Source organism: Mesorhizobium sp. WSM4813, from assembly GCF_055811555.1.
Genome location: NZ_JBVVQU010000005.1, coordinates 103810 through 128964, shown reverse-complemented (window position 1 = coordinate 128964; position 25155 = coordinate 103810). Strand labels below are relative to the sequence as shown.

The 25155-nt window shown below is 62.4% G+C and carries 29 protein-coding genes and 1 tRNA gene; 13 read left to right on the top strand and 17 right to left on the bottom strand.

The features are described from left to right. Positions 1-123: 123 nt before the first annotated feature. The 4 genes from AC0L25_RS04445 to dapD form a co-directional block, all read right to left on the bottom strand. Positions 124-1293, bottom strand: a complete 1170-nt coding sequence (locus AC0L25_RS04445; RefSeq protein ID WP_473594355.1) for a GGDEF domain-containing protein — start codon at positions 1291-1293, stop codon at positions 124-126. An 84-nt stretch (positions 1294-1377) separates the two neighbouring features. Continuing rightward, the gene (locus tag AC0L25_RS04440) at positions 1378-2100 is read right to left on the bottom strand and encodes a hypothetical protein (protein WP_473594354.1); all 723 of its coding nucleotides are present in this window, start codon (positions 2098-2100) and stop codon (positions 1378-1380) included. Positions 2101-2117: 17 nt separating this feature from the next. Then, entirely contained in the window at positions 2118-2489 is a 372-nt protein-coding gene (locus tag AC0L25_RS04435; protein WP_029347278.1) for a DUF805 domain-containing protein, read from the bottom strand. A gap of 27 nt (positions 2490-2516) precedes the next feature. After that, complete coding sequence (gene dapD, locus AC0L25_RS04430) at positions 2517-3371, bottom strand: 2,3,4,5-tetrahydropyridine-2,6-dicarboxylate N-succinyltransferase (RefSeq protein ID WP_473594353.1); 855 nt, start codon at positions 3369-3371, stop codon at positions 2517-2519. A gap of 191 nt (positions 3372-3562) precedes the next feature. Here dapD and AC0L25_RS04425 point away from each other — a divergent pair, with 191 nt between their 5' ends. After that, positions 3563-4402, top strand: a complete 840-nt coding sequence (locus AC0L25_RS04425; protein ID WP_082982714.1) for an LOG family protein — start codon at positions 3563-3565, stop codon at positions 4400-4402. A 34-nt stretch (positions 4403-4436) separates the two neighbouring features. Here the strand turns inward: AC0L25_RS04425 and AC0L25_RS04420 are convergent, their stop codons facing one another. Continuing rightward, positions 4437-5144, bottom strand: a complete 708-nt coding sequence (locus tag AC0L25_RS04420; protein ID WP_127315467.1) for a pyrimidine 5'-nucleotidase — start codon at positions 5142-5144, stop codon at positions 4437-4439. Between the two features lie 161 nt (positions 5145-5305). Between AC0L25_RS04420 and AC0L25_RS04415 the strand changes: the two genes are divergently transcribed. The 3 genes from AC0L25_RS04415 (at position 5306) to AC0L25_RS04405 (ending at position 7841) form a co-directional block, all read left to right on the top strand. Then, positions 5306-6067 (top strand): GGDEF domain-containing protein, encoded by a 762-nt coding sequence (locus tag AC0L25_RS04415; protein WP_473594352.1) that lies wholly within the window; start codon positions 5306-5308, stop codon positions 6065-6067. A gap of 182 nt (positions 6068-6249) precedes the next feature. Further along, complete coding sequence (locus AC0L25_RS04410) at positions 6250-6405, top strand: hypothetical protein (protein WP_473594351.1); 156 nt, start codon at positions 6250-6252, stop codon at positions 6403-6405. Continuing rightward, positions 6402-7841 carry a GMC oxidoreductase gene (locus AC0L25_RS04405; RefSeq protein ID WP_473594350.1) on the top strand — a complete coding sequence of 480 codons (1440 nt, stop codon included), beginning with the start codon at positions 6402-6404 and terminating at the stop codon, positions 7839-7841. The genes AC0L25_RS04410 and AC0L25_RS04405 overlap by 4 nt, the downstream gene beginning before the upstream one ends. Positions 7842-7933: 92 nt before the next feature. On the opposite strand, the gene phhA is transcribed toward AC0L25_RS04405, so the two are convergent. After that, on the bottom strand, positions 7934-8770 hold the full coding sequence (phhA, locus tag AC0L25_RS04400; protein WP_473594349.1) for a phenylalanine 4-monooxygenase: 837 nt from the start codon (positions 8768-8770) through the stop codon (positions 7934-7936). A gap of 135 nt (positions 8771-8905) precedes the next feature. Between phhA and AC0L25_RS04395 the strand changes: the two genes are divergently transcribed. Next, entirely contained in the window at positions 8906-9382 is a 477-nt protein-coding gene (locus AC0L25_RS04395; protein WP_029347288.1) for an Lrp/AsnC family transcriptional regulator, read from the top strand. Positions 9383-9440: 58 nt separating this feature from the next. On the opposite strand, the gene argB is transcribed toward AC0L25_RS04395, so the two are convergent. The 3 genes from argB to AC0L25_RS04380 form a co-directional block, all read right to left on the bottom strand. Then, a complete protein-coding gene (gene argB / locus AC0L25_RS04390) occupies positions 9441-10334 on the bottom strand; it encodes an acetylglutamate kinase (RefSeq protein ID WP_473594348.1) in 894 nt (297 codons plus the stop codon). Positions 10335-10434: 100 nt separating this feature from the next. Continuing rightward, positions 10435-11721 (bottom strand): amidase, encoded by a 1287-nt coding sequence (locus AC0L25_RS04385; RefSeq protein ID WP_473594347.1) that lies wholly within the window; start codon positions 11719-11721, stop codon positions 10435-10437. Further along, on the bottom strand, positions 11706-11930 hold the full coding sequence (locus tag AC0L25_RS04380) for a hypothetical protein (protein ID WP_473594346.1): 225 nt from the start codon (positions 11928-11930) through the stop codon (positions 11706-11708). Before AC0L25_RS04380 ends, AC0L25_RS04385 begins: the two co-directional genes overlap by 16 nt. A gap of 130 nt (positions 11931-12060) precedes the next feature. Between AC0L25_RS04380 and AC0L25_RS04375 the strand changes: the two genes are divergently transcribed. From AC0L25_RS04375 to msrB, 4 genes are all read left to right on the top strand, one after another. Continuing rightward, entirely contained in the window at positions 12061-12600 is a 540-nt protein-coding gene (locus tag AC0L25_RS04375) for a sigma-70 family RNA polymerase sigma factor (RefSeq protein ID WP_473594345.1), read from the top strand. Next, on the top strand, positions 12597-13295 hold the full coding sequence (locus AC0L25_RS04370; protein ID WP_473594344.1) for an anti-sigma factor: 699 nt from the start codon (positions 12597-12599) through the stop codon (positions 13293-13295). Before AC0L25_RS04375 ends, AC0L25_RS04370 begins: the two co-directional genes overlap by 4 nt. 207 nt (positions 13296-13502) lie before the next feature. Next, positions 13503-14060 carry a fasciclin domain-containing protein gene (locus tag AC0L25_RS04365; RefSeq protein ID WP_473594343.1) on the top strand — a complete coding sequence of 186 codons (558 nt, stop codon included), beginning with the start codon at positions 13503-13505 and terminating at the stop codon, positions 14058-14060. 210 nt (positions 14061-14270) lie between these two features. Beyond that, complete coding sequence (gene msrB, locus AC0L25_RS04360; protein WP_473594342.1) at positions 14271-14771, top strand: peptide-methionine (R)-S-oxide reductase MsrB; 501 nt, start codon at positions 14271-14273, stop codon at positions 14769-14771. A gap of 43 nt (positions 14772-14814) precedes the next feature. On the opposite strand, the gene AC0L25_RS04355 is transcribed toward msrB, so the two are convergent. Further along, a complete protein-coding gene (locus AC0L25_RS04355) occupies positions 14815-16401 on the bottom strand; it encodes a DHA2 family efflux MFS transporter permease subunit (protein ID WP_473594341.1) in 1587 nt (528 codons plus the stop codon). 20 nt (positions 16402-16421) lie between these two features. Then, complete coding sequence (locus AC0L25_RS04350) at positions 16422-17603, bottom strand: HlyD family secretion protein (RefSeq protein ID WP_473594340.1); 1182 nt, start codon at positions 17601-17603, stop codon at positions 16422-16424. Between the two features lie 160 nt (positions 17604-17763). On the opposite strand from AC0L25_RS04350, the gene AC0L25_RS04345 reads away from it, so the two are divergent. Further along, the gene (locus AC0L25_RS04345) at positions 17764-18483 is read left to right on the top strand and encodes a TetR/AcrR family transcriptional regulator (RefSeq protein WP_473594339.1); all 720 of its coding nucleotides are present in this window, start codon (positions 17764-17766) and stop codon (positions 18481-18483) included. A 98-nt stretch (positions 18484-18581) separates the two neighbouring features. Here the strand turns inward: AC0L25_RS04345 and yihA are convergent, their stop codons facing one another. The 5 genes from yihA to rpmH all read right to left on the bottom strand — a co-directional run bounded on the left by yihA (position 18582) and on the right by rpmH (position 22414). Further along, complete coding sequence (gene yihA / locus AC0L25_RS04340; RefSeq protein WP_473594338.1) at positions 18582-19241, bottom strand: ribosome biogenesis GTP-binding protein YihA/YsxC; 660 nt, start codon at positions 19239-19241, stop codon at positions 18582-18584. Then, positions 19238-19876: a CatB-related O-acetyltransferase gene (locus AC0L25_RS04335; protein WP_473594337.1), complete on the bottom strand. Its 639-nt coding sequence runs from the start codon at positions 19874-19876 to the stop codon at positions 19238-19240. Before AC0L25_RS04335 ends, yihA begins: the two co-directional genes overlap by 4 nt. A gap of 196 nt (positions 19877-20072) precedes the next feature. Then, positions 20073-21896, bottom strand: coding sequence for a membrane protein insertase YidC (gene yidC, locus AC0L25_RS04330; RefSeq protein ID WP_473594336.1), 1824 nt, complete (start codon positions 21894-21896; stop codon positions 20073-20075). Positions 21897-21909: 13 nt separating this feature from the next. Next, positions 21910-22263 carry a ribonuclease P protein component gene (gene rnpA, locus AC0L25_RS04325; protein WP_473594335.1) on the bottom strand — a complete coding sequence of 118 codons (354 nt, stop codon included), beginning with the start codon at positions 22261-22263 and terminating at the stop codon, positions 21910-21912. Positions 22264-22279: 16 nt separating this feature from the next. Further along, positions 22280-22414 carry a 50S ribosomal protein L34 gene (gene rpmH, locus AC0L25_RS04320; protein ID WP_008833937.1) on the bottom strand — a complete coding sequence of 45 codons (135 nt, stop codon included), beginning with the start codon at positions 22412-22414 and terminating at the stop codon, positions 22280-22282. Between the two features lie 304 nt (positions 22415-22718). Here rpmH and AC0L25_RS04315 point away from each other — a divergent pair, with 304 nt between their 5' ends. From AC0L25_RS04315 to AC0L25_RS04305, 3 genes are all read left to right on the top strand, one after another. After that, positions 22719-24206: an ATP-binding protein gene (locus AC0L25_RS04315; RefSeq protein WP_473594334.1), complete on the top strand. Its 1488-nt coding sequence runs from the start codon at positions 22719-22721 to the stop codon at positions 24204-24206. A gap of 152 nt (positions 24207-24358) precedes the next feature. Continuing rightward, a tRNA-Arg gene (locus tag AC0L25_RS04310) sits at positions 24359-24435 on the top strand. An 86-nt stretch (positions 24436-24521) separates the two neighbouring features. Then, entirely contained in the window at positions 24522-24836 is a 315-nt protein-coding gene (locus tag AC0L25_RS04305; RefSeq protein WP_473594333.1) for a hypothetical protein, read from the top strand. 68 nt (positions 24837-24904) lie between these two features. On the opposite strand, the gene AC0L25_RS04300 is transcribed toward AC0L25_RS04305, so the two are convergent. After that, the gene (locus AC0L25_RS04300; RefSeq protein WP_473594332.1) at positions 24905-25117 is read right to left on the bottom strand and encodes a hypothetical protein; all 213 of its coding nucleotides are present in this window, start codon (positions 25115-25117) and stop codon (positions 24905-24907) included. Positions 25118-25155: the final 38 nt, after the last annotated feature.

Sequence of the window (25155 nt, the reverse complement as noted above, 5' to 3'; positions counted from 1 at the left end):
GATTGCGGCGCTCATTGTCGGCCCATGCCCTGGTGCGCAAGGCAGAGCAGGAAAGGCGTGGATCGCCCGGCTTGACGTCCGAGGCCATCATGGCGGACGGCCGCCCAATAATCGCTGTGATCGTCAGTTCGCGGCCCGCACATGCGCCCAGTAACGGCCCTTGCCGGTGCGCTTGGCTTCATAGAGCGCGTGATCGGAACAGGTGAGAAGAATTTCCGGCTCGCCGCCATCGGCAGGCGCGAAAGCGCTTCCAATGCTCAACCCGATGGGTATTGCGGTGCCCAGGCCAAGGTCGAAAGGAACCGAAATCTTCTCAATAGCCCGCTTTGCCAGGTAGGTGGCTTCGATCTCGGATGTGTTGGGCAGCAGGATGACGAATTCGTCACCGCCGATCCGAAAGACCACATCCCCCGCTCGGAAAGCGCGTTTCAATCGTTCGGCCACCTTGCGCAGCAGCATGTCGCCGACCGCGTGGCCGAACCGGTCATTGACGTGTTTGAAGCCGTCGAGATCCATGCTGAGAACGGCAAACGGCCTGCCGCCATTTGCGGCCGGCGCGGCAAGCTCGCTGCACATGCCGCGCAGTTTCTCCTGAAGGAAGATGCGGTTTGGCAGGCCGGTCAGCGCGTCCTTGATCGCCAGATCGCGATTGTCCAGTTCGGCGCGGATCATGCGGGCGTTGATCGCATGATTTTGAAGCAGCACGATGATGACGCCGGCCACATAGAACGGTACTTGAATTCCGACGATAGACATTCCGGGCGCCGGCGAAAATAGCGCGCCCGCCAGAAAAGGCAGGCTTACGGCCAGCATGACGAATATGGCATAGCGCGGGGTGGCTGCGTTGCGGGACGACACCACGCCGACGACGCCTGCGACATTCAGCGCAGCCAGCACGGCGAGCGCCATATGCCCGCTGACGACGCAGCCATAACAGCCGAGGCCGAAAATCACCGACCATGGGCCGCCGGCGGCCATGAGGCCTGCCAGCGGCCCCGTTCCCCCGCGCTTGCGAGCCCGCTCACATTCCCGCATCAGCAGGAAGCGGACGGCAAACAGGATGAGGTCGGCCGCGATCCAGGCGTAAGGCCACCGGTCGCCGGTGACGACCGCGGCGCTGACTGCCAGCACCAGGACGCTGATGGTGCCGAACAGGACAGCGAATTTGCGGTCGAAGGTGGTATCGAGAAGCCGTGCGCGGACGGCTTCCGGTTCCGCTCGCATCGGCGAAGAAAACCAGGCGAACAGCCGCGCGCCGGCGCTTCGCTTTCCGCGCGTTTTCGGGTTGGACAAGGGTTCGTCGTGTGCCAGTCGAGTGCTCCGTGTCAGGCGACACAGTCTCCACGGGCATGCTGGACCAAGGTGATTAAGATTAGCTTAGGTACCTGGACGAGCCGACCGCAACGAACCGTCGATCAGGGTGATCTTTTGCCAGATCTTCCGCGACAGGTTGGAGCTCAGGGTCTCGATGTCGTTGACACCATCGACGACCACATCGTCGTTGACCGACTGGGCGAACAGCGCGGCGATCTTGCCGGTGATCGACAGCATTTCGGAGCAATAGTCGAGATAACGGGCGAGGTCGGCACGGTCGGTTATGCGTGCTGGTGAATGCGATGTCGGCTTGAAATCGGTTGAAAGCGCTGCCGGATCCTTGGTCAGCTGATGCATGTCGATGACGTGGATCAGCGATCGCAAGCCGTGAAGCTTGTGAAACACCTGCTTGCGCTTGATGCGCTCCTCGGTCCGGATCAAGGCCAGGAAGCCGAGCACCGCGAGGATGATCATGTTGATCAACGATTCGATGCCTTGCACCGACTGGACGGCATCGTCGGTGCCAGAGATACGGCCGAGCGGCAGGATGGTGCCGACGAACAGGAACATCAGCGCGCCTGCGGCAATGGCGGCGATGACGACGCCGCGCAGCCACCAGATCGGCGCTTCCAGCGCCTTCGCTGCCTTGGCCAGATCACGCGACAGCGACACGAGTTCAATGGCGACGCCACGCAAGCCTGCATCGGGAAAACGGTCGGCGACGCGTTTTTCCAGTCGCTCGGCGGTTTCGATGATCAGTTTCGAGTCAAGCGTGCGGTAGCGCATGGCTGGATACCCGGCGCTCAGGATTCGGCGGGCGCATTGGTGCGTTTGCCATAGCGGTTGGGTCCGGGATCACTTTTGAAAAAGGCCAAAATAATAAGGAGAATGGCGCCGACGATGAGAGAGATCAACGCATAGTAGGTAGGCTTGCCGAAATCATGGAACCGCTTCGCCGTTAGCGCAAAGGTCGACCATGTTGAGACAACCACAGCGATCCACCAGGCGAGCGCCCAGTACTGACTTGCGGCAGTGCCTAGCGGCGTTCGCGAGAACTGGTAGAGCAGAAAAAGCTGAACCAGGAGGGGCAAAAGACCGGCCAAAACGTAGGCACTGGGGTTCACTCGCCCGGAAAGGCTGAAGAAAAGCCATAGAAATCGAGGTCTGTCGAGCAATCGGGTGCGTCCGTTTTTTGCGAAGGATCAATCGCGAAGCAGTTCATTGATCGAGGTTTTGGAACGGGTCTTGGCATCGACCCGCTTGACGATGACCGCGCAGTAGAGGCTCGGACCGGGCTCACCACTGGGCAGCGGCTTGCCGGGCATCGAGCCGGCGACGACGACGGAATTGGCCGGCACCTCGCCGTAGAAAACCTCACCGGTGGCGCGGTCGACGATCTTGGTCGACTGGCCGATGAAGACGCCCATGCCGAGCACCGAGCCCTCGCGCACGATGCAGCCTTCGACCACTTCGGAACGTGCGCCGATGAAGCAATTGTCCTCGATGATGGTGGGGCCGGCCTGCATCGGCTCCAGCACGCCGCCGATGCCGACGCCGCCCGACAGATGCACATTCTTGCCGATCTGGGCGCAGGAGCCGACCGAGGCCCATGTGTCGACCATGGTGCCGCTGTCGACATAGGCGCCGACATTGACGAAGGACGGCATCAGCACGGCACCTGGCGCGACATAGGCGGAGCGCCGCACGATCGACGACGGCACGGCGCGGAAACCTGCCTTCTCGAAATCGATGGCGCTCCAGCCGTCGAATTTCGACGGCACTTTGTCCCACCACACGGCCTGGCCGGGACCACCCTTGATGATCTCCATCGGGTTGAGCCGGAAGGACAGCAGCACCGCTTTCTTCAGCCACTGGTTGACATGCCATTTGCCGTCGGCCTGGCGCTCGGCAACGCGGACGATACCCCGGTCGAGCAGGTCGAGCGCCGACTGAATGGCGTCGCGCGCCGCGCCGCGGGTTGCCGTCGAAATCGTCTCGCGTTCCTCGAAGGCGGTTTCGATAGTCTTTTCGAGGCTCGCCAGATCGGGCTTCGACATGAATTCGCTCCATTACCAAGCTGTTAAGGGGCCGCACCTTAACCTGTTTTGAAAGTCGCCGGACCCTATGTGAAGGCTTGGTGAGGGTCAATCGCGGCTGCGTCACGGGACGGCGCCAGTGAATAATTGGGCCAGTGAATAATTGGGCCAGTGAATAATTGGGCAAGTGAATAACTGGACGGGCAGGTAATATGACTCCTATGGAAAAGGCGGGGTGGACGCCGCTGCCGCATTCGGACGAGGATCTGGAGCGGTCGAAAAGCGTGCCGGACACGCCGCAGACGCGTGCCGAGACCTACCGGCTGGCCTGGAACGATCCCGACTTCATGACGCGGCGCGAATTGCGCGCGGTCAGGCTGCAGCTCGAACTGTTGAAGCCGGAGATGATCCTGGCCGAGCGCGGCATCCGCTCGACGGTCATCCTGTTCGGCGGGGCGCGCATCCCCGAGCCGGACGGCGAAGCCTGGGCGGCCAAGAACGAGACGCAGAAGAAGAACCTTGAGAAAAACAGTAAATATTACGAGGAAGCGCGAAAATTCGCCCGCCTCTGCTCGCAGCAGTCGGCCACCTCTTATTATCGCGAATTCGTCGTGGTGACGGGCGGCGGACCGGGCGTCATGGAAGCCGGCAACCGCGGCGCCGACGATGTCGGCGCACCGTCGATCGGCCTCAACATCGTGTTGCCGCACGAGCAGGCGCCGAATGCCTATGTGACGCCGGAGCTCTGTTTCAACTTCCACTATTTCGCGGTCCGCAAGATGCATTTCGTCATGCGCGCCAAGGCTGTCGCGGTGTTTCCGGGCGGCTTCGGCACGATGGACGAATTCTTCGAGACGCTGACCCTCATCCAGACCGGCCGCATGGAGCGCGTACCAGTGATCCTGTTCGGCAAGGCGTTCTGGAAAAGGGCGATCGACCTCGATTTCCTCGCCGAGCAAGGCACGATCACCCCCGGCGACCAGGACATCATCGATTTCGTCGACACCGCCGACGAGGCCTGGGGGATCATCAGCCGCTTCTACAAGCTTTAGGCCGCGGGCTGAGGTACTGCGCGAAGCAGCCGCCTCAAGCGGTTACGTCGACGATCGCGGTGAGGAATTCGGCAAGATCGTCGGTGACGAAATCCACATCGTCCTCGTTGGCCGGGTCACGTTCCCAGATCTCCGAGAAGGTCGGCTCGAAGTTGCGCGGCACGACCAGCACCGTGGTCATGCCCAGCGATTTCGGCACGGACAGGTTGCGGGCCAGATCCTCGAACATCACCGCATTGTGGCCGGTGACGGCGTGGAGTTCCGCAAACTTCTCATAGGTCTGGCGCGCCGGCTTGGGGTTCAGCCCGGCAGCGACGATATCGAAGATGTCATCGAAATGGTCGAGGATGCCGAGTTGGCGCGCGGTGCGTTCGGCATGCCTGCGGTCGCCATTGGTGAAGATGAACTTGCGGCCGGGAAGCTGGCGGATCGCGGTGCCGAGAACGGGATCGGGAACCAGCCAGGAATAGTCGATATCATGAACCTTCTCGAGAAAGTCGTCTGGATCGATGCCGTGGCGCGCCATCAGACCGTTCAGCGTCGTGCCATATTCCCGGTAGAGTTCCTTCTGCAGCTTGCGGGCATCGTCGCGTGGCAGCGTCAGCAGTTCTCCGACATAGGCGGTCATCTTCACGTCGATCTGCGAGAACAGGTTCGAATGGTGCGGATAGAGCGTGTTGTCGAGGTCGAACACCCAGTCGGTGACATGGGCAAAGCGGGCGGGATCCGGGAGCGTCGTCATGCAATCCTTATGGCACGAAACACTCCCTTTGGCAGAGGCTTTATCCACAACTTATGCGCGTTGCGAGTGGCGGAAATGGCGCGATAGTTCAAATTTTAGGCATCGCCGAAAGGTGCCATTCAGGGCTTGCTGGCACAGAGACGGTTCAGGGGGAACAAGCGATGAGCCGCATATTTCTGAAGTCTGCCGCCGTCGCTTTCGCCTCCCTCGCGGTCTCGCTTTTGTTGACGCTGATCGTCGTCCCGGCAATGGGCTTTCCGATCAACCGCACGATCTGGCTGACTTCCACGGTCTGCCCGCTGGCACTCGCCTGGATCGCCGGCGCTTATACGTTCTGGCAGGGCGAGAGGTTGAAAAGCGCGCATCGCGACCTCGCCCGCGCTCATGCCCAGCTCGCCGCAGCGCATCGGCGCCTGTCGGAAAAAGCGAGCCGCGACGACATGACCGGCATGCTCAACCGCGAGAGCTTCTTTGCGGCGCTCGACGCCTCCCGGCGTAAATCCGATCGCGGTGCGTTGCTGATCATCGATGCCGACCACTTCAAGATCATCAACGACAGCTACGGCCACCTAACCGGCGACGAGGCGTTGCTCCTCATTGCAAGCGCGATCGAGCGCGGCGTGCGCAGCGGCGACGTCATCGGCCGCATCGGCGGCGAGGAATTCGGTGCGTTTCTGGTCGACGCCACCGAACAGGAAGCCAAACGCGTCGCCGAACGCATTCGCCGTGAAGTCGAGTTGATCCGCTTCCGTCCCGTCGATGAGCGGGTCATACCCCTCACCGTCAGCATCGGCGGTGTCACCTGCGGCGAGGATGCCGGCGTATCGGATCTGATGCGTGCCGCCGACCACCGCCTTTATCAGGCCAAGCATCGCGGCCGTAATCTGACTATCCTGGACAGGGACATTTCCGAAGCGGCCTGAGCGGTCTCGCGCATTAAGGAAATCCTAACGCTGTTTGGACTCAGCCGGGCCGCTTACACGGCTTAAGCAAAGTGTGCCGCTAGGTTTGGCACGGAATTGGCTTCTCCTGGCGAGCATGTGCCGTTCAGGGAACGCCATGCGTGGATCGAAGCCCATCGAGAGACGTGCCCGAGAGACGTGCCATGAGTTCCTTAACCAAGAAAATATCGCGCCGGACGATCATGCAGGTGCTGATCGCATTGCCGGCCCTGTCGCTGTTCCGCAAGCCGCCCGATACCGATCCGGACGCGATCGTGGAGGTCAATGGTTGGATCCTCAAAAGGAGCGACCTCACTTGATCTTCGACAGCTACGAGGCATTTCGCGCTGCGAATTTCACCGCCAAGGTCTGCATTCTCGGCTCCGGGCCAGCCGGCATCACGATCGCCAGGAAACTCGGCGCGGCCGGCATTCCGGTTGTGGTGCTGGAGGCCGGCTCTCGCGAGTTCGGCGACGATTCGCAGGATTTCTACCGCGGCGCCACGGTCGGCGACCCCTATTTCGATCTCGAAATCACCCGGTTGCGCTTCATGGGCGGCAGCTCCAATCACTGGGCCGGCTGGTGCCGGGTGCTCGACAGCCAAGATTTCGAGCCCAAGGCCTGGGCGCCGGATACCGGCTGGCCGATCAGCCGTGCCGACATCGAGCCCTATCTGCCCGAAGTCCAGGACATCCTGGAACTTCCCGACTTCCGGCCGGATGTGCCGATCTCGGACGATATTCGCTGGGTGCAGCTGATCAAGAGCCCGGCCGTACGCTTCGGTGAAAAATTCGCCGACGAACTCGACAGGAGCAGGAACGTGGCCGTGGTGCTCAGCACCTATGCCACCGAGCTTACCGGCGACGGTAAGAGGGTGACCGGCGCCAAACTGTGGTCGAGCGGCCAGGATGCCGGCTCTTTCACCGCAGACTATTTTGTCGTCTGCACCGGCGGCCTGGAAAACTCGCGGCTGCTTCTGTGGTCGAACCAGCGCTCGAACGGCGGCGTGGTGCCGAAGGCGACAGCGCTCGGCCGCTATTGGATGGAGCATCCGACCTTCGAGGGCGGCAATGCCATCCTCGCCGACTATGGCGAGTTTGAGGTCGACGCCACCAACGAGGCTTTCTTCTCGCCGACGCTGGCGGCCATGGAGCGCCTCGAGATCATGAATTTCGGCATCAGGCTGATCGAGACGCCGTACCCCGGCATCAAAAGCGTCATCGCCGACCTCGCCTGCACGGCACCCGAGATGGCCGAATGGGTGTCCTTTCAGCTCAGCCAGAACCTGCGCTGCGCCGCCCAGCTCTATGTCGCTTGGGAACAGGCACCGCAGGCTTCCAACCAGATCCGGTTGTCGAAGACCGATGTCGACCCTGCCGGCGTGCCGCGCATCGCGCTGCACTGGAAAAAGTCGGAGCTGGAGCGCCGCACGCTCCTCGAGGGTTTGAGGCTGTTCGGCAAGACGCTCGTCCGGAAGGATCTCGGCCGGGTGCGCATCGCCGACTGGCTCGCCAGTGGCGGGGACTATCCGACGAATGAGGAACTGGCCGGTCACCACCATATGGGCGGCACGCGTATGGGCACGGATGTGACCAGGAGCGTGGTGGACGCCAACTCAAAGGTGCACGGCATGGACAACCTCTATGTCGGTGGTTCCTCCGTGTTCTGCACGTCCGGCGAATGCAACCCGACGACGACAATCGTCGCGTTGGCCTGCCGGCTGGGCGACCACCTCGGCAAGCTCATTGGCGTGTAGAAGGCCGGCTCAGCCGCCGAGGGGTCGTCATTACAGTGCACCACCAATAACGCCCGCGCCGATCGGCTGCGAGCGTCCGAGCCTGCCAGTGTCTAAAGTTTCGCTGGGTCGAGCGCCGGCTTGCCCTTGTGGCGTCCGACGATCGCCGCCATCTCGGCGATGTTCTGGAATCCATCGCGCAAAACGTCGAAGGACGGCAGCACGAAATAGGCGCGCTGGAACTTGTCTATCTCGTAGCTGGTGCGCATCACCGTTTCCAGATCGAAGGGGACATGGTGCGCGTCGTTGCTTTCAATCGCGAATTGAAGTTCCGCAAAGGACGACATCAGCCCGGCGCCGAAAGCCTTCAGCGGTTGGCGTGCTTCCTGGATCAGCCCGTATTCGACAGTGTACCAGTAGAGACGGCTGATCATCTCGTCGCCGCCGAGCGCGATAAGGTGCTCGGCCTTCTCGCCATACATCTGCATGAAATCGGCAAAGACCGGCTGCGTCAGCGCCGGCACATGGCCGAAGAAGTCGTGGAACATGTCCGGCTCGACGATGTAGTCGAGCTCTTGTTTCGTCCGCAGCCAGTTGGTCACCGGGAAGCGCCGGGCGGCGAGGTGGACGAAAAAGGCTGGTGCGGGAATGAGGCCCGGCACGGCGACGATTTCCCAACCGGTAAGCTTGCGCAGCTTTTCGCTGACGACACCGAAATCCGGAATCTTGTCGAGCAGGCCCAGCGTGGCGACGCCGTCGAGATAGGACTGGTGTGCCAGCTTTTGCGTAAGCTTCGTCTGGCGGTCACACAGCGTGCGCCATACGGCCTGCTCGTCAGCAGTGTAGTTGTAGCTCTGCTCCACGGTGAAGTCGGCACGGCAGACCGAATAGTCGCCGCGAAGGCCTTGCGCTGCGCATTCGCGGGCGTAGTCGGCAACGCTCATGGTCATGGCTGTTCTCCCTGGAAATCACGACTAACATTATAAAAGTTTAGCCGGGTCCGGTGAGGCAAATCCGCTTTGATGATGGCTCGAATACGCTATTTGAGGTAAAAGTCACTACAGCGAAGCTGTAGGAGAGTGAAAGTGCCTCAGTTTGACGATTTTGAGATCAAGATGCTCGATATCTTGCAGCGTGATGGGCGCAAGCCGGTGTCCGAACTGGCGCAGGAGATCGGCCTGTCGACGACGCCATGCGCGCGCCGCTTCGAGGCTCTTCAGAGCGCCGGCATCATTAAGGGCTTTGCCGCTGTGCTCAGCCGCCGCGCCATTGGCCTGATGGTCGAAGTGTTCATTCAGGTGCGCCTCGTAACCCACAGCGACGGTTCGCCCGAAACCTTCATCGCCGCCGTGCAGCGCATGGACGAGGTGTCGTCGTGCTGGACGATGACCGGCGACTACGATTTCCTGCTGCATGTGATGGTGCCGTCGGTTGACGAGCTCAACGCCTTTGTCATGCACCGGCTGATGCGGCTCGACGGCGTGCGCGACGTCCACACGCAGCTCGTGCTGCAGAACATCAAGGGGCCGGGCCACGTGCCGCTTGGGCACCTCAGGCGATGAGTTCGCCCTGGCGCCTGCGCCGCCCGTGATTTCTGGCCGACAAGCTGTCAGCCTGCGCTCACGGCACGATCAGCGTGCCGGCGCCGTGTTCGGTAAACAGTTCGAGCAGCACCGAATGCGGCGTCTTGCCGTTGAGGATGACGACGCCTTCGACGCCGCGGTCGATCGCCTCGATGCAGGTCTCGACCTTGGGGATCATGCCGCCCGACACCGTGCCATCCATGATCAGAGCCTTTGCCTCGGCCACGGTCAGCTCATCGATCAGCTTCTTGTTCTTGTCGAGCACGCCGGGCACGTCGGTGAGGAACAGAAGGCGTGTCGCCTGGCAGGCGCCGGCAATGGCGCCGGCAAAGGTGTCGGCATTGATGTTGTAGGTGTGGCCGTCGCGGCCGGGCGCCACAGGCGCCAGCACCGGGATCATTTCGGAGCGCGCCAGAAGGTCGAGCAACGTGCGGTCGACCTCGACCGGCTCGCCGACAAAGCCGAGATCGAGTACGCGCTCGATATTGGAGTCCGGGTCGATCAAGGTCTTGCGTGCTTTTTCGGCGAAAACCATGTTGCCGTCCTTGCCGCACAGGCCGATCGCCCATTCGCCCTCGGCGTTGATCAGCGCCACGATTTCCTTGTTGATCGAGCCGGCCAGCACCATCTCGACGATCTCAACCGTCTTCTGGTCGGTGACGCGCAGGCCCCCTTCGAACTTCGATTCGATGCCCATCTTGCTCAGCATGGCGCCGATCTGCGGCCCGCCGCCATGGACGACGATCGGATTGACGCCGGATTGTTTCAGCAGAGCGATGTCGCGGGCGAAGGCCTTGCCGAGCGCAATATCGCCCATGGCATGGCCGCCATATTTCACCACCACCGTCTTGTTCTCGTAGCGCTGCATATAGGGCAGTGCCCTCGAAAGCAGCGCGGCCTGCATTTCGGCGGTGGCGGCGAGGTCCGTCATCGGCATGGTTCCCAGCTTGGCATGAACGGCGGCGTCTTAGCGGGAATTGCAGCGGGCCGCAAACGGCTTTGCTGTCACATCAGGTGAAATCGGCCCGCCTCTATGCCGGAATTCGCAGCGGCGCCCGCCGCGCCTGCCATCCCGAAATCTTCTCCATCTGCGCGGCGAAGGACAACAAGGTCTCCTCGTCGCCGGGGCGGCCGGCGGCCTGGATGCCGAGCGGCAGGCCGGCATCGGTGACATAGACAGGCAGCGCGATCGACGGCTGGCCGCTGACGTTCTGGATCGCCGGCCAGTGCGTGAACCACAGGCTTTTGTCCATCAACTGGCCGAACAGCGGCTTGAATTTCAGCAGACGGGCCAGGCGCAGCCTGTCGAGCACGTCCTCTATGAACGCATCGGCGCCCTTCGGGTCCATGGCGCCGCAGGCGAGCGGCGGATGCGCGATAACAGGCATCAGCACGGCATCGTACGGCGCGGTCTCGGTGATCAGGCGGCGCGACGTGGCATGCAGCCGCTGCAGGCCGGCGTAGATCTCGCCGGCCGAGACGATCTCGCCGAAGCGGCTCATCAGACGCGTGGCGCGCTCGACGTCGCCCGAAACGGAACGGCCGATGCGCAAGACTTCAATGCGCATCGCGCCGGCGACTGCCGCAGCCACGGTCCTGGCGAAGTCGGCGATGAAGTCGCGACCGATATAGGGCAGGTCGATCTCCTCGATCGTGTGGCCGCCTTCGCGCGCCAATGCAACAGCCGTGTCCAGCGCCGTCAGCGTCTCGGCCGATATCGGCAGGCCGAGCGGCGATCTCTGGTAGACGGCCAGTTTCAGCTTGCCGGGGTCACGCACTGCTGCGGCGGCAAAAGTTCCCCTCGGCGGCGGCGCCGCATACGGTGACAGCGGATCGGGTCCATGCGTCAGGTCAAGCAGCAAGGCCGAATCGCGGACCGAGCGGGCAACGGCGTGGTCGACGACCAGACCGTACCAACTTTCGGTGACGAGCGGCGACAGCGGCACACGGCCGCGCGAGGTCTTCAGCCCGACCAGCCCGGTGCAGGCGGCGGGAACGCGGATCGAGCCGCCGCCATCCGAAGCATGTGCCACCGGCACGACGCCGGCCGCGACCAGCGCCGCCGCACCTCCAGACGAGCCGCCGCTGGTATGGGCCGTATTCCACGGATTGCGGGTGATGCCGAAAGCGGCGGATTCGGTCATCAGCCTCAGCCCATGTTCGGGCGAGGTGCTGGTGGCGATCGGGACAAGGCCGGCGGCCAGATGGCGTTCGGTCATCACCGAATCGAAATCGGCAACGAAAGCCGGAATGCGGCTGCCGCCATGCGTCGGCACACCTTTCATAGCGATGCCGAGGTCCTTCAGTGCAAAGGGCACACCGGCCAGCGGCAGCTTGCGGCCGATGGTTTTCGCCCGCGTCCGCGCCGCCTCGTAAGCGGCTCGGCGATGGCGTTGATGTCCGGGCGGGTGGCCTCGGCTCGCGCAATCGCCGCATCGACGAGCTCCTGCGGCGCGATCTCGCCCTTGCGCACCAAGCTGGCAAGCCCGGTTGCGTCGTACTCCCACAAGACCCGTTCAACCGACATTGCCGCTCTCCCCGCTGTGAGAAGGCTAGCGGTTGCGGATTTTCTTGGCAATCGAAGTCCACGACGCTCCCGGTGCACAAGAACGCTTCCGCCGTTGCAAATACATTGCAATTGCCTAATTTGGCAGCCGATGACGCCGCAGGACATCAGCAACCTGATCGTCCGGACTTCGATGAAGGACCGGGCTGCGTTCGATCTGCTCTACCGGCAGACCAGCGCGAAACTTTTCGGCGTCTGCCTTCGTGTATTGAAGGACCGGGGAGAGGCAGAAGAGGCGCTGCAGGAGGTCTTCGTCAAGATATGGACGAAGGCGGACCGTTTCGCCGTCTCGGAGCTAAGCCCGATTTCCTGGCTGGTGGCCATTGCGCGCAATCACGCGATCGATCGGATAAGGGCGCGGCGAGAGCCTGCCACCTATATCGATGCTGCGCTCGAGGTGGCCGATCCAGCACCGGGGCCGGAGGCTGCGGTTGTTGCGGGCGGTGAATCGGAGCGCATCTACCGTTGTCTCGATGAATTGGAAAAGGACCGGGCGGCGGCCGTCCGGGGCGCCTATCTGAACGGCGAAAGCTATGCCGAACTGGCCGTACGCCATGGCGTGCCGCTGAACACGATGCGAACCTGGCTGCGGCGCAGCCTGTTGAAGCTCAGAGAGTGTCTGGAAAGATGACGCTGGCAGAGGATGACGGACCAGAATCTGGGGGCGACGACCTGTTCGCCGCCGAATACGTTCTTGGTGTGCTGGACGCGGACGAACGCGAGATCGCGTCACGCCGCATCGACGCGGACGCCGCTTTCGCGCGGCTTGTCGATGCCTGGGAGGCCCGTCTTTCGCCGATGGCCGCCACTTATCCGGAAACAGAGCCGCCGATCAGGGTCAAGGAGGCATTGGATCGCCGGCTGTTCGTCGCAGGGCCTCGCGCCGGTCTGTGGTCGAGCCTTGCCTTCTGGCGTGGCCTTGCCGCCGCTGCTGTCGCGGCGCTGGCGATCTATGTCGCCGTGCCGTACTTCAATCCGCCGGTCGAGCAGCCGCGGCTCATCGCCTCGCTGGCTGCCGACGGCAGCGACGTCAAATACCTTGCCGTCTATGACGCCGCCCATCGCGAAGTCGGCTTGTCGCATATCTCCGGCGAGCGCGCCGCGGGCAAGGATTTCGAGCTGTGGATGATTGAGGGCAAGAACCCGCCGGTCTCGATCGGCGTCATCCCGGCCGGCCAGACCGCGCATATGGCCATCTCCCCAGCCATGCAGGAAAAACTTGGGCAAGGCGCCGTGCTTGCGGTCAGCCTCGAGCCGGCCGGCGGTTCGCCGACCGGTCAGCCGACCGGCCCTGTGGTCGCTGCCGGCGATTTGAAGAGCATCTGATCGCCCTATCTTCCCGCTTTTCGGGAATATTTTAAATCTATCTTCTCTGGTGGGGTGAGCTTAGGAACGCGCCCACTAGAATGGTCTCTGCTTCGAATCGCCGTTGTGAAAAAGAAATTTTCCTGAACGACGAAACTCACGCATTCACTTTCCGTATCTCCGTGCGCCCCCAAAGAGGGGAAAGATAAAACTGAGGAGATTGAAATCATGCGTAAATTCGCCACCCTTTTGCTTGCCGGAACGGTCGCCGTCTCCGCGCTCGCCACTGCCGCCTATGCCCAGAATCCGATGGTCGGCGGCGCCGCCATGTATGCCACCAAGAACATCGTCGAGAACGCCGTCAATTCGAAGGATCACACGACGCTGGTCGCGGCCGTCAAGGCCGGCGGTCTCGTCGACACGCTGCAGAGTGCCGGCCCCTTCACCGTGTTCGCGCCGACCAACGAGGCGTTTGCAGCGCTTCCGGCCGGCACCGTCGACACGCTGCTCAAGCCCGAAAACAAAGACAAACTGGTCAAGATCCTGACCTGCCACGTCATCGGAGCCAAGGCGATGGCCGCCGACGTCGCCAAGATGGCCATGGACGATGGTGGCGCGCACAAGGTCAAGACGGTTGGCGGCTGCGAGCTGACGCTCAAGGCCGATGGCGGCAAGGTCACCGCGACCGACGAGAACGGCAATGTCGCCAATGTGACGGTCGCCGATGTCGAGCAGTCGAACGGCGTTATCCACGTCATCGACAAGGTTCTCCTGCCCAAGATGTAACGAAGGGCCTGCTGCCAACGAAGATATGGTTGAGGCTTCATGCCGAGTGCGCGGGTTTCCGCTTGCGTGACCCGCACAATCGACAGGCGTACACTCCGCACCGCCCGCTCCAGGCGCGGTGCGGAGTGCCGTTGTCAGGGGCAGGCCGTCACTAGCTTTTGATTTCCATGTGACGGTCGAATTTGGCAAATGGACAGAGGAGGAATGGCGATGATCCGGCGCGACTTTCTTTGGAGCGGTGCCGCTGTGGCATTGTTGGCAGGCACGGCAGCAACGCTGCGCATGGGCCGGCCGCAGGGCGCACACGCGGCCGAAACCTTCGAGGTGACGAAGACCGAGGCCGAGTGGCGCGCCATCCTGTCCGACGCGGCTTTCAATGTACTGCGCAAGGAAGGCACCGAATATCCCGGCACCAGCCCGCTGCTCAACGAGCACCGCAAGGGCATCTTCGCCTGTGCCGGCTGCGACCTGCCGCTCTATTCGTCCGAGACGAAGTTTGATTCCGGCACCGGCTGGCCGAGCTTCTGGCAGGAGATTCCCAACGCCGTCGGCAAGACCGTGGACAGGTCCCTCGGCATGACCCGAACCGAGGTCCACTGCCGCCGCTGCGGTGGCCATCTCGGCCATGTCTTCGACGACGGTCCGCCGCCGACCGGCTTGCGTCATTGCATCAACGGCGTCGCCCTGACCTTCAAGCCGGCCACCGCCTGACCTACAACGCCGCGCGTCCTTTTGGACGCGCAAAGTTGCGCGATCAGTGTCCGCCACCTCCGTCCGCTGGCTCGGCCGGTTTGCGGATGACCATGGTGAAGATCGCCAGCGTGGCGAACAGCGCCGTCAAGAGATAGAACACGTCCATGAAGGACAGCAGCGACGCCTGCTGCTGGACCATAGCAGACAGTTTGGAGATCCCCGCCTTGGACGCGTCCAGGCCGGCATTCTGCTGGAAGTCGAGCGTCATGTTCTGCAGCTTGGTCTGCGCCTCGGCGCTGCCCCATTGCACATGCTCGGCCAGCCTTGCGTAGTGGAAGGCGTTGCGGTCGATCAGCACGGTGTTGATGACGGCAAGGCCGACGGCGCCACCGAGATTGCGGGTGAGATTGAACAGGCCGGATGCATTCTTCAGCCGGTCAGGCGGTAGCGTTCCCAGCGCGATGTTGTTGATCGGCACCATGCACAGCATCATCGATGCGCCGCGCAGGATCTGCGGCACCAAAAGCTCCCAGAAATCCCAGTCGGCGGTCAGATAGGTCATGCGCCAGGTGCCGGCGGCGAAGCCGAAGAAGCCGATCATCATCATCAGCCGCGGATCCATCTTGCGCGACAGGATGCCGGAAATGGGCGCGGTGACGAACATCGCAAGGCCGCTGACGAACAGCGCCTCGCCGATCATCAAGGAATCGTAGCCGCGGATGCGTCCGAGATACACCGGATAGAGATAGGTCAGGCCGTAGAGGCCGATGCCGATGACGAAGGAGAACAGCGAACCGAAAGCGAAGTTGACGTTGGTGAAGGCTTTCAGGTCGACGATCGGCTCCTCGGCGGTGAAGGCGCGCCAGAAGAACAGCACCGCGCCGGTCGTCATCAGGATGGCGCAGATGAACACGGCCTGGTCCTGAAGCCAGTCGTTGTTAGGACCTTCCTCGAGCACATATTCCAGCGAGCCGAGAAAAGCCGCCATGCCGGCGAGGCCCCACCAGTCGAACTTGCGGAACAGGCTGAGATTGGGCTTGTCGAAGTCGATCAGCGACCACGCCGCGGCGGTCACCAGGATGCCGGGCACCACATTGATCAGGAACAGCCAGTGCCAGGACGTGGCATGGCTTATATAGCCGCCGACGGTCGGGCCGATGGTCGGTGCCAGCGTCGCCACCAGGCCGATCATCGGCGACACCATGGCGCGGCGCGACGGCGGGAAGATGGTGAAGGCGGCAGCGAAGACGCTTGGGATCATGCCGCCGCCGATGAAGCCCTGGATGGCGCGGTAGACGATCATCTGGTCGATGTTGGTGGCGGTCGCCGCCAGCGCACTCGCGGCGGTGAAGCCAGCCGCGGAGACGGTGAACAGCACACGCGTCGACAGCATCCGGCTGAGAAAACCGGATAGCGGGATCATGATGACTTCGGCGATCAGATAGGCAGTCTGCACCCACGGAATTTCGTCGGAACTGGCGCCCAAGCCCGCCTGGATCTCGGCCAGCGAGGCCGAGACGATCTGGATATCGAGGATCGCCATGAACATGCCGAACACCATCGCCAGGAAGGCGATGATGCGGCGCGGCTCTATGTGGTCGACGGGCTTGGCCGGCGCCGATCCCGCGGTCAGGGTTGCGGTCGCCATGACGTTGCTCCGGGGCCTGCTTACTTTGACGCCGAAGGTGCGGTGCGGCTGTCGACGGCGACGACGACGCTGAGGCCGGCGCGCAGCTTGCCTGTCTTCAGCACATCCGCCGGCACGTCGATGCGAACCGGGACGCGCTGCACAACCTTGGTGAAATTGCCGGTGGCGTTTTCCGGCGGCAGCAGCGAGAACACCGCGCCGGATGCCGGCGCCAGCGACGAGACGGTGCCTTCGAAATCCTGGCCGTCGATCGCGTCGACCGAAATCCTGACCTTTTCGCCAGGCACCAGCTGGGCAAGCTGGGTCTCCTTGAAATTGGCGACGATGTAGAGCTTGTCCATCGGCACGATGACGGCGAGCTTTTGTCCGGGGCTGATCAGGTCGCCCTGCTCGACGGAGCGGTTGCCGACGACACCGTCATAGGGCGCGCGCAGCACGGTGAAGGACAGGTCCCGCGCGGCCTTGTCCCGGGCAAGCTGCAGCGACGCCAGCGTGCTCGCCGTCTCCGCGCGCTGCGCCTGAAGCACGCCGATATTGGCCTCAGCCGCCGCGATCTGGGCGTCGGCGCCTACAAGGGCGGCATTAGCCTGCTCGACCGCGGTCTGGGCATCATCCAGTTGGGCCTGAGTGCCGACATGTGTCTTGAGCAATTGGGCGGCGCGCGCTTGAACGCGCGCCGCATTGGCGGCGGCGGCCTGGTCGGCGGTCTTCTGCGCCTGCGCCTGTTCGAGCGATGCGCGCGCCGCCTCGGTCTGGGCGTCGATCCGGTCTAGCGTCTTGCTCAAGGTGGCAATCTGCGCTTCGGCTTGGGCGACCGCTATTTTGTAGTCGCCATTGTCGACGACCAGCAGCGGGTCGCCGGCCTTGACCTGCTGGTTCTCGGTCACCTTGACCTGATCGACATAGCCGGAAATTTTCGGCGATATGAATGCCATGTCGGCCTGGACATAGGCGTCGTCGGTTGAGATCATGAAGCGCCCGTCGGTCCAGTAATCGTAGCCATACCAGGCGCCTGCGCCCAGCAAGCCAAGCGCGATGATCGGCAACAGAAAGGAGCGTGCCGAACGCTTCTTTTTCGCCGGCGTGTCGGCCGGAGGACTTATTGCGGGCTCGGTCGGTGCATTCGGCGCCTCGATTGCTGGCACGACCTTGGCGTTGGGGAATGGGCGGACGTCGGCGGTGGGGGTTGCGTTCGAGGACATGGAATCACTCTTGGCATTTCTCTGGAAACGAGCCATCTCTCTGGGAAGTCAGTCAGACTGAACCGTTCGGTTCGATGTAAACGTTGACCTAGCGCAGGGAGAGGGCCATATCAAGAGTGATCGAACCGATCGGTTCGAATATTTTTCGAGGTGTGACGTTATGACCGAACCCGACAAGGACCAGTGCGATCTGCTGGATGGCCTGCGTCGCGGCCGCCCCGCGGCGGGACAGGACCCGGTCAAGCGCAGCCAGATCATCGAGGGCGCGCGTCGTGTCTTCATCGACAAGGGCTTCGAGGCGGCGTCGATGAACGACATCACCCGCGAGGCCGGCGTTTCCAAGGGCACGATCTATGTCTACTTCGCCAACAAGGAAGAACTGTTCGAAGCGCTGATCGAGGAAGAGCGCGGCACGATCTTCAAGAACATGTACGATCTGCTCGACCGCGCCGACGACCTTCGCGAGACGCTGGTGAAGTTCGGCAAGGTGCTGTCCCTCAAGATCACCTCGGCCAAGGTCGTCCAGGCGCAGCGCACGGTAATCGGCGCGTCCGACAGAATTCCCGAACTTGGCGCGCGTTTTTACGAGCGCGGCCCGAAACGCGGCCATGACAAGGTCGTTGCTTTTCTCAATGCCGCCATCGAGCGCGGCCTGCTCAAGATCGACGACGTCGATCTTGCCGCCTATCAGTTCACCGAACTGTGCCTTGCAGGTCTTTTTCGTCAGTGCATATTCGCCTACCGCACCAAAGCCCCGAGCCAGGATGAAATCGATCACATCGTCAGGTCTGGCGTCAGCATGTTCCTGAAGGCTTACGGCACCGAAAGGCTTGCCACGGAAGAAAGCACCCAGACGATTGCGCTAGAGGCAAAGTCCTAAAGCGCGTCGTGTTTGATCGGCCTCACGCGACGCGCTTTAGGTTGTTGTTTTATGCATGTCGTTATCGCAAGCCGCTGCACACTTTTGCGCGACATGCCCTAGCCACCATTGGCCGCCAGCACGATCGCCGCGCGCAATTCCTCGAGGCCCTCGATCTTTTCCGACGACGTGGCGAGGACGAACGGAAACGCGGCCGGCCGCTTCTTGATTTTCTGCAGTGTCTCTTCGATCAGCCGCGGCACACCGGCCGCCTTGATCTTGTCGGTCTTGGTCAGCACGATCTGGTACGACACCGCCGCCTTGTCGAGCAGCGACAGCACCTCATCGTCCTTGGCCTTGACGCCATGGCGGGCGTCAATCAGCACGTAGACCCGCTTCAGCGTGACGCGGCCCTTGAGATAGTCGAAGACGAGTTTCGTCCAGTCGTCGACCTTTTCCTTGGGCGCGGTGGCGTAGCCGTAGCCAGGCATGTCGACCAGCGCCATCGGCGGCAGGTCGGCGCCTTCGCCGGAAAATCCACCCGGAACGAAATAGTTGAGTTCCTGCGTTCGCCCCGGCGTGTTGGACGTGCGCGCCAGCCCCTTCTGGTTGACCAGCGCGTTGATCAGCGACGATTTGCCGACATTCGAGCGGCCGGCAAAGGCGATCTCCGGCGGCCCTTCCGGCGGCAGGAATTTCATCGCCGGCACGCCGCGGATGAAGATCCACGGCCGCGTGAACAGCTCGATGCCGATCACGGTCTTGTTCAACGCGTTCAAACCGCTGCCTCCAGAAGAGAAATATCGGCGCCACGAATGGCATTGAGGTTGCGGCTGATCTTTTCCACCGGCCAATCCCACCACGCCGCCGCCAAAAGCCGCCGGATGGTCCTGTCGTCGAAGCGCATCTTCACCACCTTGGCCGCATTGCCGGCGACGATCGCATACGGTGGCACGTCATGCGTCACCACCGATTTCGCCGCAACGACGGCGCCATGGCCGATCGTCACGCCGGGCAGGATCGCCGCTTCCATGCCGATCCATACATCATTGCCGACCACCGTGTCGCCGCGCAATTCCCTCGACCATGTCGCCGGGTCGAAACCTTCTTCCCAGCCATGGCCGAAGATGTTGAACGGATAGGTCGAAAAGCCGGACATGGCATGATTGGCGCCGTTCATGATGAAGCGCGAGCCCTCGGCGATGGCGCAGAACTTGCCGATGATCAGCCGGTCGCCGATGAATGGATAATGATGCAGCACGCACCGCTCGGCGAATTTGTCCGGCCCGTCCGGATCGTCATAATAGGTGAAGTCGCCGATCTCGATATTCGGCGCCGTGACCAGTCCCTTCAGGAAACCGACGCGGGTATGCATCGGGATCGGGTGCTTGATGTTGGGGTTCGGTCCGATCATGGTGTGGCTCCATCGACGAAATAACAGGCAAGGTCAAAATAGCGTGATCCGCCCGGCAGCACCAACCGCGTGCGCAGCGGATCATCCCTACCTGTTCATCGACGGAGCGCTCCTGAAACGACGGCGAGCTTATAGGTCGCGGCGGCGTCTACCGCCGCGCCGGGGCTTTTCTGGATTCGCAAAAAGCGAGCGCCGGCTACTCCGCCGGCGACGGTTTCTTCCGGAACAGCGCGACCAGATTGTCCCACAACTCGATCTTGGCGCCCTGACGCTTCATGATCACGCCTTGCTGGATGATCGAAAGCAGATTGTTCCAGGCCCAGTAGATAACGAGGCCTGCCGGAAAACCCGCCATCATGAACGTGAAGACCACCGGCATCCAGGTGAAGATCATGGCCTGCGTCGGGTCCGGCGGCGTCGGGTTCATGCGCATCTGCAGGAACATGGTCAGGCCCATGATCAGCGGCCAGACGCCGATCATCAACATGTCCGGCAGCGCGATCGGAATGAGGCCGAACAGGTTGAAGATCGAGGTCGGGTCGGGCGCCGCCAGATCCTGGATCCAGCCGAAGAACGGTGCGTGCCGCATCTCGATGGTGATGTAGAGCACCTTGTAGAGCGCGAAGAAGACCGGGATCTGCAGCGCCACCGGCCAGCAGCCGGCGAGCGGATTGATCTTCTCGGTCTTGTAGAGTTCCATCATCGCCTGTTGCTGCTTCATCTTGTCGTCCGCGTACTTCTCGCGGATCTCGAGCATCTTGGGCTGCACCTTCTTCATGTTCGCCATCGACGCGTAGGATTTGTTGGCGAGCGGATAGAAAACGGCCTTGACGACGACGGTGGTGGCCAGGATGGCCAGGCCGAAATTGCCGAAGAATTTGTACATCGTGTCGATCAGGTAGAACATCGGCTTGGTGATCCAGATGAACCATCCCCAGTCGATCAAACGGTCGAACAGCCTGATATGGCGATCTTCCGCATAGGCGTTGACCTTGGCGACTTCCTTGGCGCCGGCGAAGATTTCGGTCTCGACCGTCGCCGACTGGCCGGCATCAACGGTGATCGGGTCGGTCAGGAAGTCGGCCTGGTAGCGCGGGCGGCCGTCCTCGAAATAGGCGTAACGCGGCTGGAACGGCTGCTTCTCGGTCGGCACCAGCGTCACCGCCCAGTATTTGTCGGTGATGCCGAGCCAGCCATCGGTCGACTTGCCCGGCGTAAACTGCTTGTCCTCCTCGACGGCCGCATATTTGTGTTCCTGCAGGCCTTCTGTGCCGGTGACACCGATCAGCCCCTCATGCAGCACATAGATGCTGGCAACGGCAGGCTTGTCGAAGCGGGTGACACGGCCGTAATTCGACAGGGTGACTGAGGTTGAGCCTGAATTCTGCACCGTGTCCGAGACCGTGAACATGTAGTCGCTGTCGACGGAGAAGGTGCGCTTGAAGGTCAGGCCCTTGTCGTTGGTGAAGCTCAGCGTGACCGGAGTCGCCGGCGTCAGCGTCGCATTGCCGTCGACGGTCCACACCGTTTCCGGGCCCGGCACCGTGCCGGTCTTGTCGCTGCCGACAAAGCCGATCTCGGCATAGTAGCCCGTGGGCAGCGCTGCCGGGTTGAGCAGTTCGATCTCGGGCGAGTTCTTGTCGACCGTCAGCGTGTAGTGCTTGAGCTTGAGGTCGTCGAGACGGGCGCCGGTGAGGTTGATCGAGCCCTCCAGGCTCGGCGTGTCGATTCTGACGCGCTTGGTCGACGCCAGCGCCTGCTCGCGGCTGGCCAGCGTCGTGCCGTCGGTTCCCGGTGCATTGGGTGCATTAGGAATGGCGCCTTGCTGCGGCACCGGCGTTCCGCTGCTGCTCGGACTGGCGCCTTGGGTCGCCTTCTTCTGCTCCGCTAGCCGCTGCTCTTCGATACGAGCCGCCTCGCGTTGCGCCTCGCTGTGCGGCAGCACGTAAAAATACTGCCAAAGCGACAGGATCAGCACCGACAGCGCGATGGTGATGAAGAAGTTCCGGTTGTTTTCCATCGAAAGCCTTGGCCTATCGTGTTCCGCGCAATCGGCGGGAGAGTTCGGCCTTCAGCTGGCCGAACGGAATGGTAAGCACATCTTCGCGCCCGACGATGACATAGTCATTGCCAGGCTTCATGTCACCCGCGGCATGCGTGCGCACGGCTTCTCTCAGCCGCCGCCGGATGCGGTTGCGGACGACTGCGTTGCCGACCTTCTTGGTGACCGTGTAGCCGACGCGAGGCGCCTCTGCGTCGCTGCGGTCCAGAACCTCGACGAGAAAAAGCCGCCCGCGGCGCTTTTCGCCACGCCGGACGGCCAGGAATTCCGCGCGCTTCAGAAGCCGCTTGGGATGTGCTCCCACTGGCTTGCCGGTTGCGGGCAACGATCTCGTCTTCCGTTCAGGCGCTGAGCCGCTTGCGGCCGCGGTTGCGGCGGGCTGCGACGACGCCACGACCACCCTTGGTGGCCATGCGGGCACGAAAACCGTGCCGGCGTTTGCGGACGAGTTTGGACGGTTGGTAGGTACGCTTCATTTGTTTTAATACCGCGGGGTGCGGCCCTTCTTGATTCTGTTACTCTGTAACAGGAGCTTTGCCCGGCCGGCTTTGGCGCGATCGAAACCGCGCCGGGACGAATGGCCCGAGCGTGAGCGGGCTTATAGAAAGAAGGGTTTTGGAAGTCAATCCGGCGCCGACATCCGGCACCGTCAGGCCGATGGCTGAAGTGATGGCCGAAGTCTGGGCGGTCTTATCCCGTATTGGGACGAAGGATGAAATTGGCAAAAAAGCCGCAATGGCCTAATCTTGGCTGATCAATTGATCGTGAAGAAAAAGCAGCATGAGTGAAATCCCATCCGCGGAGGAAAGGACCGACGGGGCGACCGCGGCCGCCCGGAGGGTGCCGTTGTCGCGTGGATTGTCGACAAAGCTCCTGCTGCTCACCATCGTCTTCGTGCTCATGGCCGAAATCCTTATCTTTCTGCCCTGGATCGCCAGCTATCGGCTGAGTTGGCTGAAGGAGAGGCTGAGCACCGCCGCGGCCGTCTCGATCGTGCTGGTGCAGGGAGAGCCCGCCTCGCTGTCCCGCGCCGCCCAGAACGATGTGCTGATGGCGATCGGCGCCAAGGCGATCGCCGTGCGCGACGGCGGTGTCTCGCGGCTTCTGGTCGTGGCTGAGATGCCGCCGCATGTCGATGAACATATCGATATCGCCAATGTCGGCGTTGTCGAGGGCATGACCGGCGCTCTGGACACGCTGTTTTTCGGCGGCGAGCGGATGCTGCGCGTTTTCGGCCCGGTCGGCGACAGCGACAAGGAATTCGAGCTGATCATGCCCGACTATAGCCTGCGCAATGCCATGCTCATCTATTCGCGCAACGTAGCCTTTGTCTCGCTGCTGATCTCGCTGTTCACCGCCATGCTGGTCTATGCCGCCATAGATCTGATCATGATCGGCCCGATCCGGACGATGACGCGCTCGATGCTGGCCTTCTCCGAGGCGCCGGACGACCCCGGGCGGATCATCCGCCCTGCCGCCCGCGCCGACGAGATCGGGGTTGCAGAGCGTGAGCTTTCGCAGATGCAGGAGCGGCTGCAAAAGATGCTCTCCGAGCAGAAGCATCTCGCCGACCTTGGCCTCGCCGTGTCGAAGATCAACCACGACATGCGCAATATCCTGGCGTCGGCGCAGCTGATGTCGGACCGTCTGCGCCAGGTCAAGGACCCGACCGTGCAGGCCTTCGCGCCGAAGCTGCTGCGCGCGCTCGATCGTGCCGTGTCCTATTCGGAAGGTGTGCTCGCCTATGGCCGCACCCAGGAGCCGCCGCCCTCGCGCCGCAGGCTCAGGCTGCGCCAGCTGGTCGACGACGTCCACGGCCTTCTCGACACCGAAGGCGGCATCGAATTCGTCAATGCCGTCGATCTGGCTTTCGAGGTGGATGCCGATTCCGATCAGCTTTTTCGCGTGCTCACCAATCTTTGCCGCAACGCCGTGCAGGCGATGGCGGCGGACGCGGAAAGTGCGGTGGTGCGCCGGCTGGAGGTGTCGGCCGAGCGCGTCGGCAGCGTCAGCCGCATCACCGTCACCGACACCGGCCCCGGCCTGCCGCCGAAGGCGCGCGAGAACCTGTTCGCGGCGTTCCGCGGCTCTGCCCGCAGCGGCGGCACCGGCCTTGGCCTGGCGATCGCCCATGAACTGATCCGCGCCCATGGCGGCACGGTGGAGCTTCTCGAAAGCAGAGGCGGCCGCACCACATTCGCGGTCACCATCCCCGACCAGCCGGTCCGGCTCGACCAGGCCCGCAACAGCCTGCGCCGCCCGGCCTGATCCTTGCCCCGCCCGATCCTTGCCAAGGCACGAACAACAAAACTTTTGCCGGATCGGCTTGCTTTTCGGAAATTCAGTCGCTAGGGAACACGTCACATCGCGGCCGGTCGTTAAGGATCGGATCGCGGGCCATGCAAAGCATGGCCTGTTGCGCGCCCGTAGCTCAGCTGGATAGAGCACCAGACTACGAATCTGGGGGTCAGGAGTTCGAATCTCTTCGGGCGCGCCATTTTCTCCAAAATATGCAGGAACTTAGCCGCCAAAGTCTCGCCGATATCTTCCCAGCTTTGGCATCGGGAGATCATGGGATGTAAAATGCGTGCCTTCCCGGCGCGGCGCTTCGCGGAAAGCCTAGGAGAAACGATGCCTGTCCTGAAGGAACAAATTGCAAAACGTGTGAAGGGCCAACTCGCCGAAAACGAGGACTGGTGGTACCTGTGCTACGATACCGATGCAGACACTTACTACATTGAGCATGCGTGGGACCACGTGAACGCTTATAGGGTTAGCCAAGGCCATAACAGCGACACCGAAAGGCATCCGGTTGAAGGCTGGACGGGTCCAGGGTCTGAAAAGGTGAATGAGGCTCGGGCGAAGCTAGAGGAGCGCGCACGTGCTAACCGGACCTAAAGGCTAGAAGCCCCGCCGACGTGATCGGCAACGCCGTCCGCGCCTTGTGTTGTCCGGCTTCTGGCGGGCTATCCAGACTCGGCGGGAAAATGGAATGAACACTCGTCATCGCCTTCCACAGCATCCAGCGCAAGATCGACGACGCGCCTGAACACAGCATCCTCGGCCAAGGCCGGATTGTAACGGCGGGTCGCGAAGACGCCAAGCAGAGCAAGGTAAATGCCCTTGGCGAGCAGTTCGGCATCCGTCGCGTCGGCGCCCATGAGCGAAGGCTCGCTCACGAGATATCCGGTGCGCCGCGCCCGAACATTCTTCTTTC

Bases quoted from the DNA above. Each gene is read 5' to 3' on its own strand.
- msrB (WP_473594342.1), top strand. From the start codon at position 14,271: ATGATCCGGCGCGACTTTCTTTGGAGCGGTGCCGCTGTGGCATTGTTG.
- AC0L25_RS04440 (WP_473594354.1), bottom strand. From the start codon at position 2,100: ATGCGCTACCGCACGCTTGACTCGAAACTGATCATCGAAACCGCCGAG.
- AC0L25_RS04415 (WP_473594352.1), top strand. From the start codon at position 5,306: ATGAGCCGCATATTTCTGAAGTCTGCCGCCGTCGCTTTCGCCTCCCTC.
- argB (WP_473594348.1), bottom strand. From the start codon at position 10,334: ATGACGGACCTCGCCGCCACCGCCGAAATGCAGGCCGCGCTGCTTTCG.
- AC0L25_RS04315 (WP_473594334.1), top strand. From the start codon at position 22,719: ATGAGTGAAATCCCATCCGCGGAGGAAAGGACCGACGGGGCGACCGCG.
- AC0L25_RS04380 (WP_473594346.1), bottom strand. From the start codon at position 11,930: ATGTCGGTTGAACGGGTCTTGTGGGAGTACGACGCAACCGGGCTTGCC.
- yidC (WP_473594336.1), bottom strand. From the start codon at position 21,896: ATGGAAAACAACCGGAACTTCTTCATCACCATCGCGCTGTCGGTGCTG.
- AC0L25_RS04355 (WP_473594341.1), bottom strand. From the start codon at position 16,401: ATGGCGACCGCAACCCTGACCGCGGGATCGGCGCCGGCCAAGCCCGTC.
- phhA (WP_473594349.1), bottom strand. From the start codon at position 8,770: ATGACCATGAGCGTTGCCGACTACGCCCGCGAATGCGCAGCGCAAGGC.
- AC0L25_RS04420 (WP_127315467.1), bottom strand. From the start codon at position 5,144: ATGACGACGCTCCCGGATCCCGCCCGCTTTGCCCATGTCACCGACTGG.
- AC0L25_RS04335 (WP_473594337.1), bottom strand. From the start codon at position 19,876: ATGATCGGACCGAACCCCAACATCAAGCACCCGATCCCGATGCATACC.
- AC0L25_RS04305 (WP_473594333.1), top strand. From the start codon at position 24,522: ATGCGTGCCTTCCCGGCGCGGCGCTTCGCGGAAAGCCTAGGAGAAACG.
- AC0L25_RS04370 (WP_473594344.1), top strand. From the start codon at position 12,597: ATGACGCTGGCAGAGGATGACGGACCAGAATCTGGGGGCGACGACCTG.
- AC0L25_RS04375 (WP_473594345.1), top strand. From the start codon at position 12,061: ATGACGCCGCAGGACATCAGCAACCTGATCGTCCGGACTTCGATGAAG.
- AC0L25_RS04410 (WP_473594351.1), top strand. From the start codon at position 6,250: ATGAGTTCCTTAACCAAGAAAATATCGCGCCGGACGATCATGCAGGTG.
- rpmH (WP_008833937.1), bottom strand. From the start codon at position 22,414: ATGAAGCGTACCTACCAACCGTCCAAACTCGTCCGCAAACGCCGGCAC.
- AC0L25_RS04350 (WP_473594340.1), bottom strand. From the start codon at position 17,603: ATGTCCTCGAACGCAACCCCCACCGCCGACGTCCGCCCATTCCCCAAC.
- dapD (WP_473594353.1), bottom strand. From the start codon at position 3,371: ATGTCGAAGCCCGATCTGGCGAGCCTCGAAAAGACTATCGAAACCGCC.
- AC0L25_RS04345 (WP_473594339.1), top strand. From the start codon at position 17,764: ATGACCGAACCCGACAAGGACCAGTGCGATCTGCTGGATGGCCTGCGT.
- AC0L25_RS04425 (WP_082982714.1), top strand. From the start codon at position 3,563: ATGACTCCTATGGAAAAGGCGGGGTGGACGCCGCTGCCGCATTCGGAC.
- AC0L25_RS04365 (WP_473594343.1), top strand. From the start codon at position 13,503: ATGCGTAAATTCGCCACCCTTTTGCTTGCCGGAACGGTCGCCGTCTCC.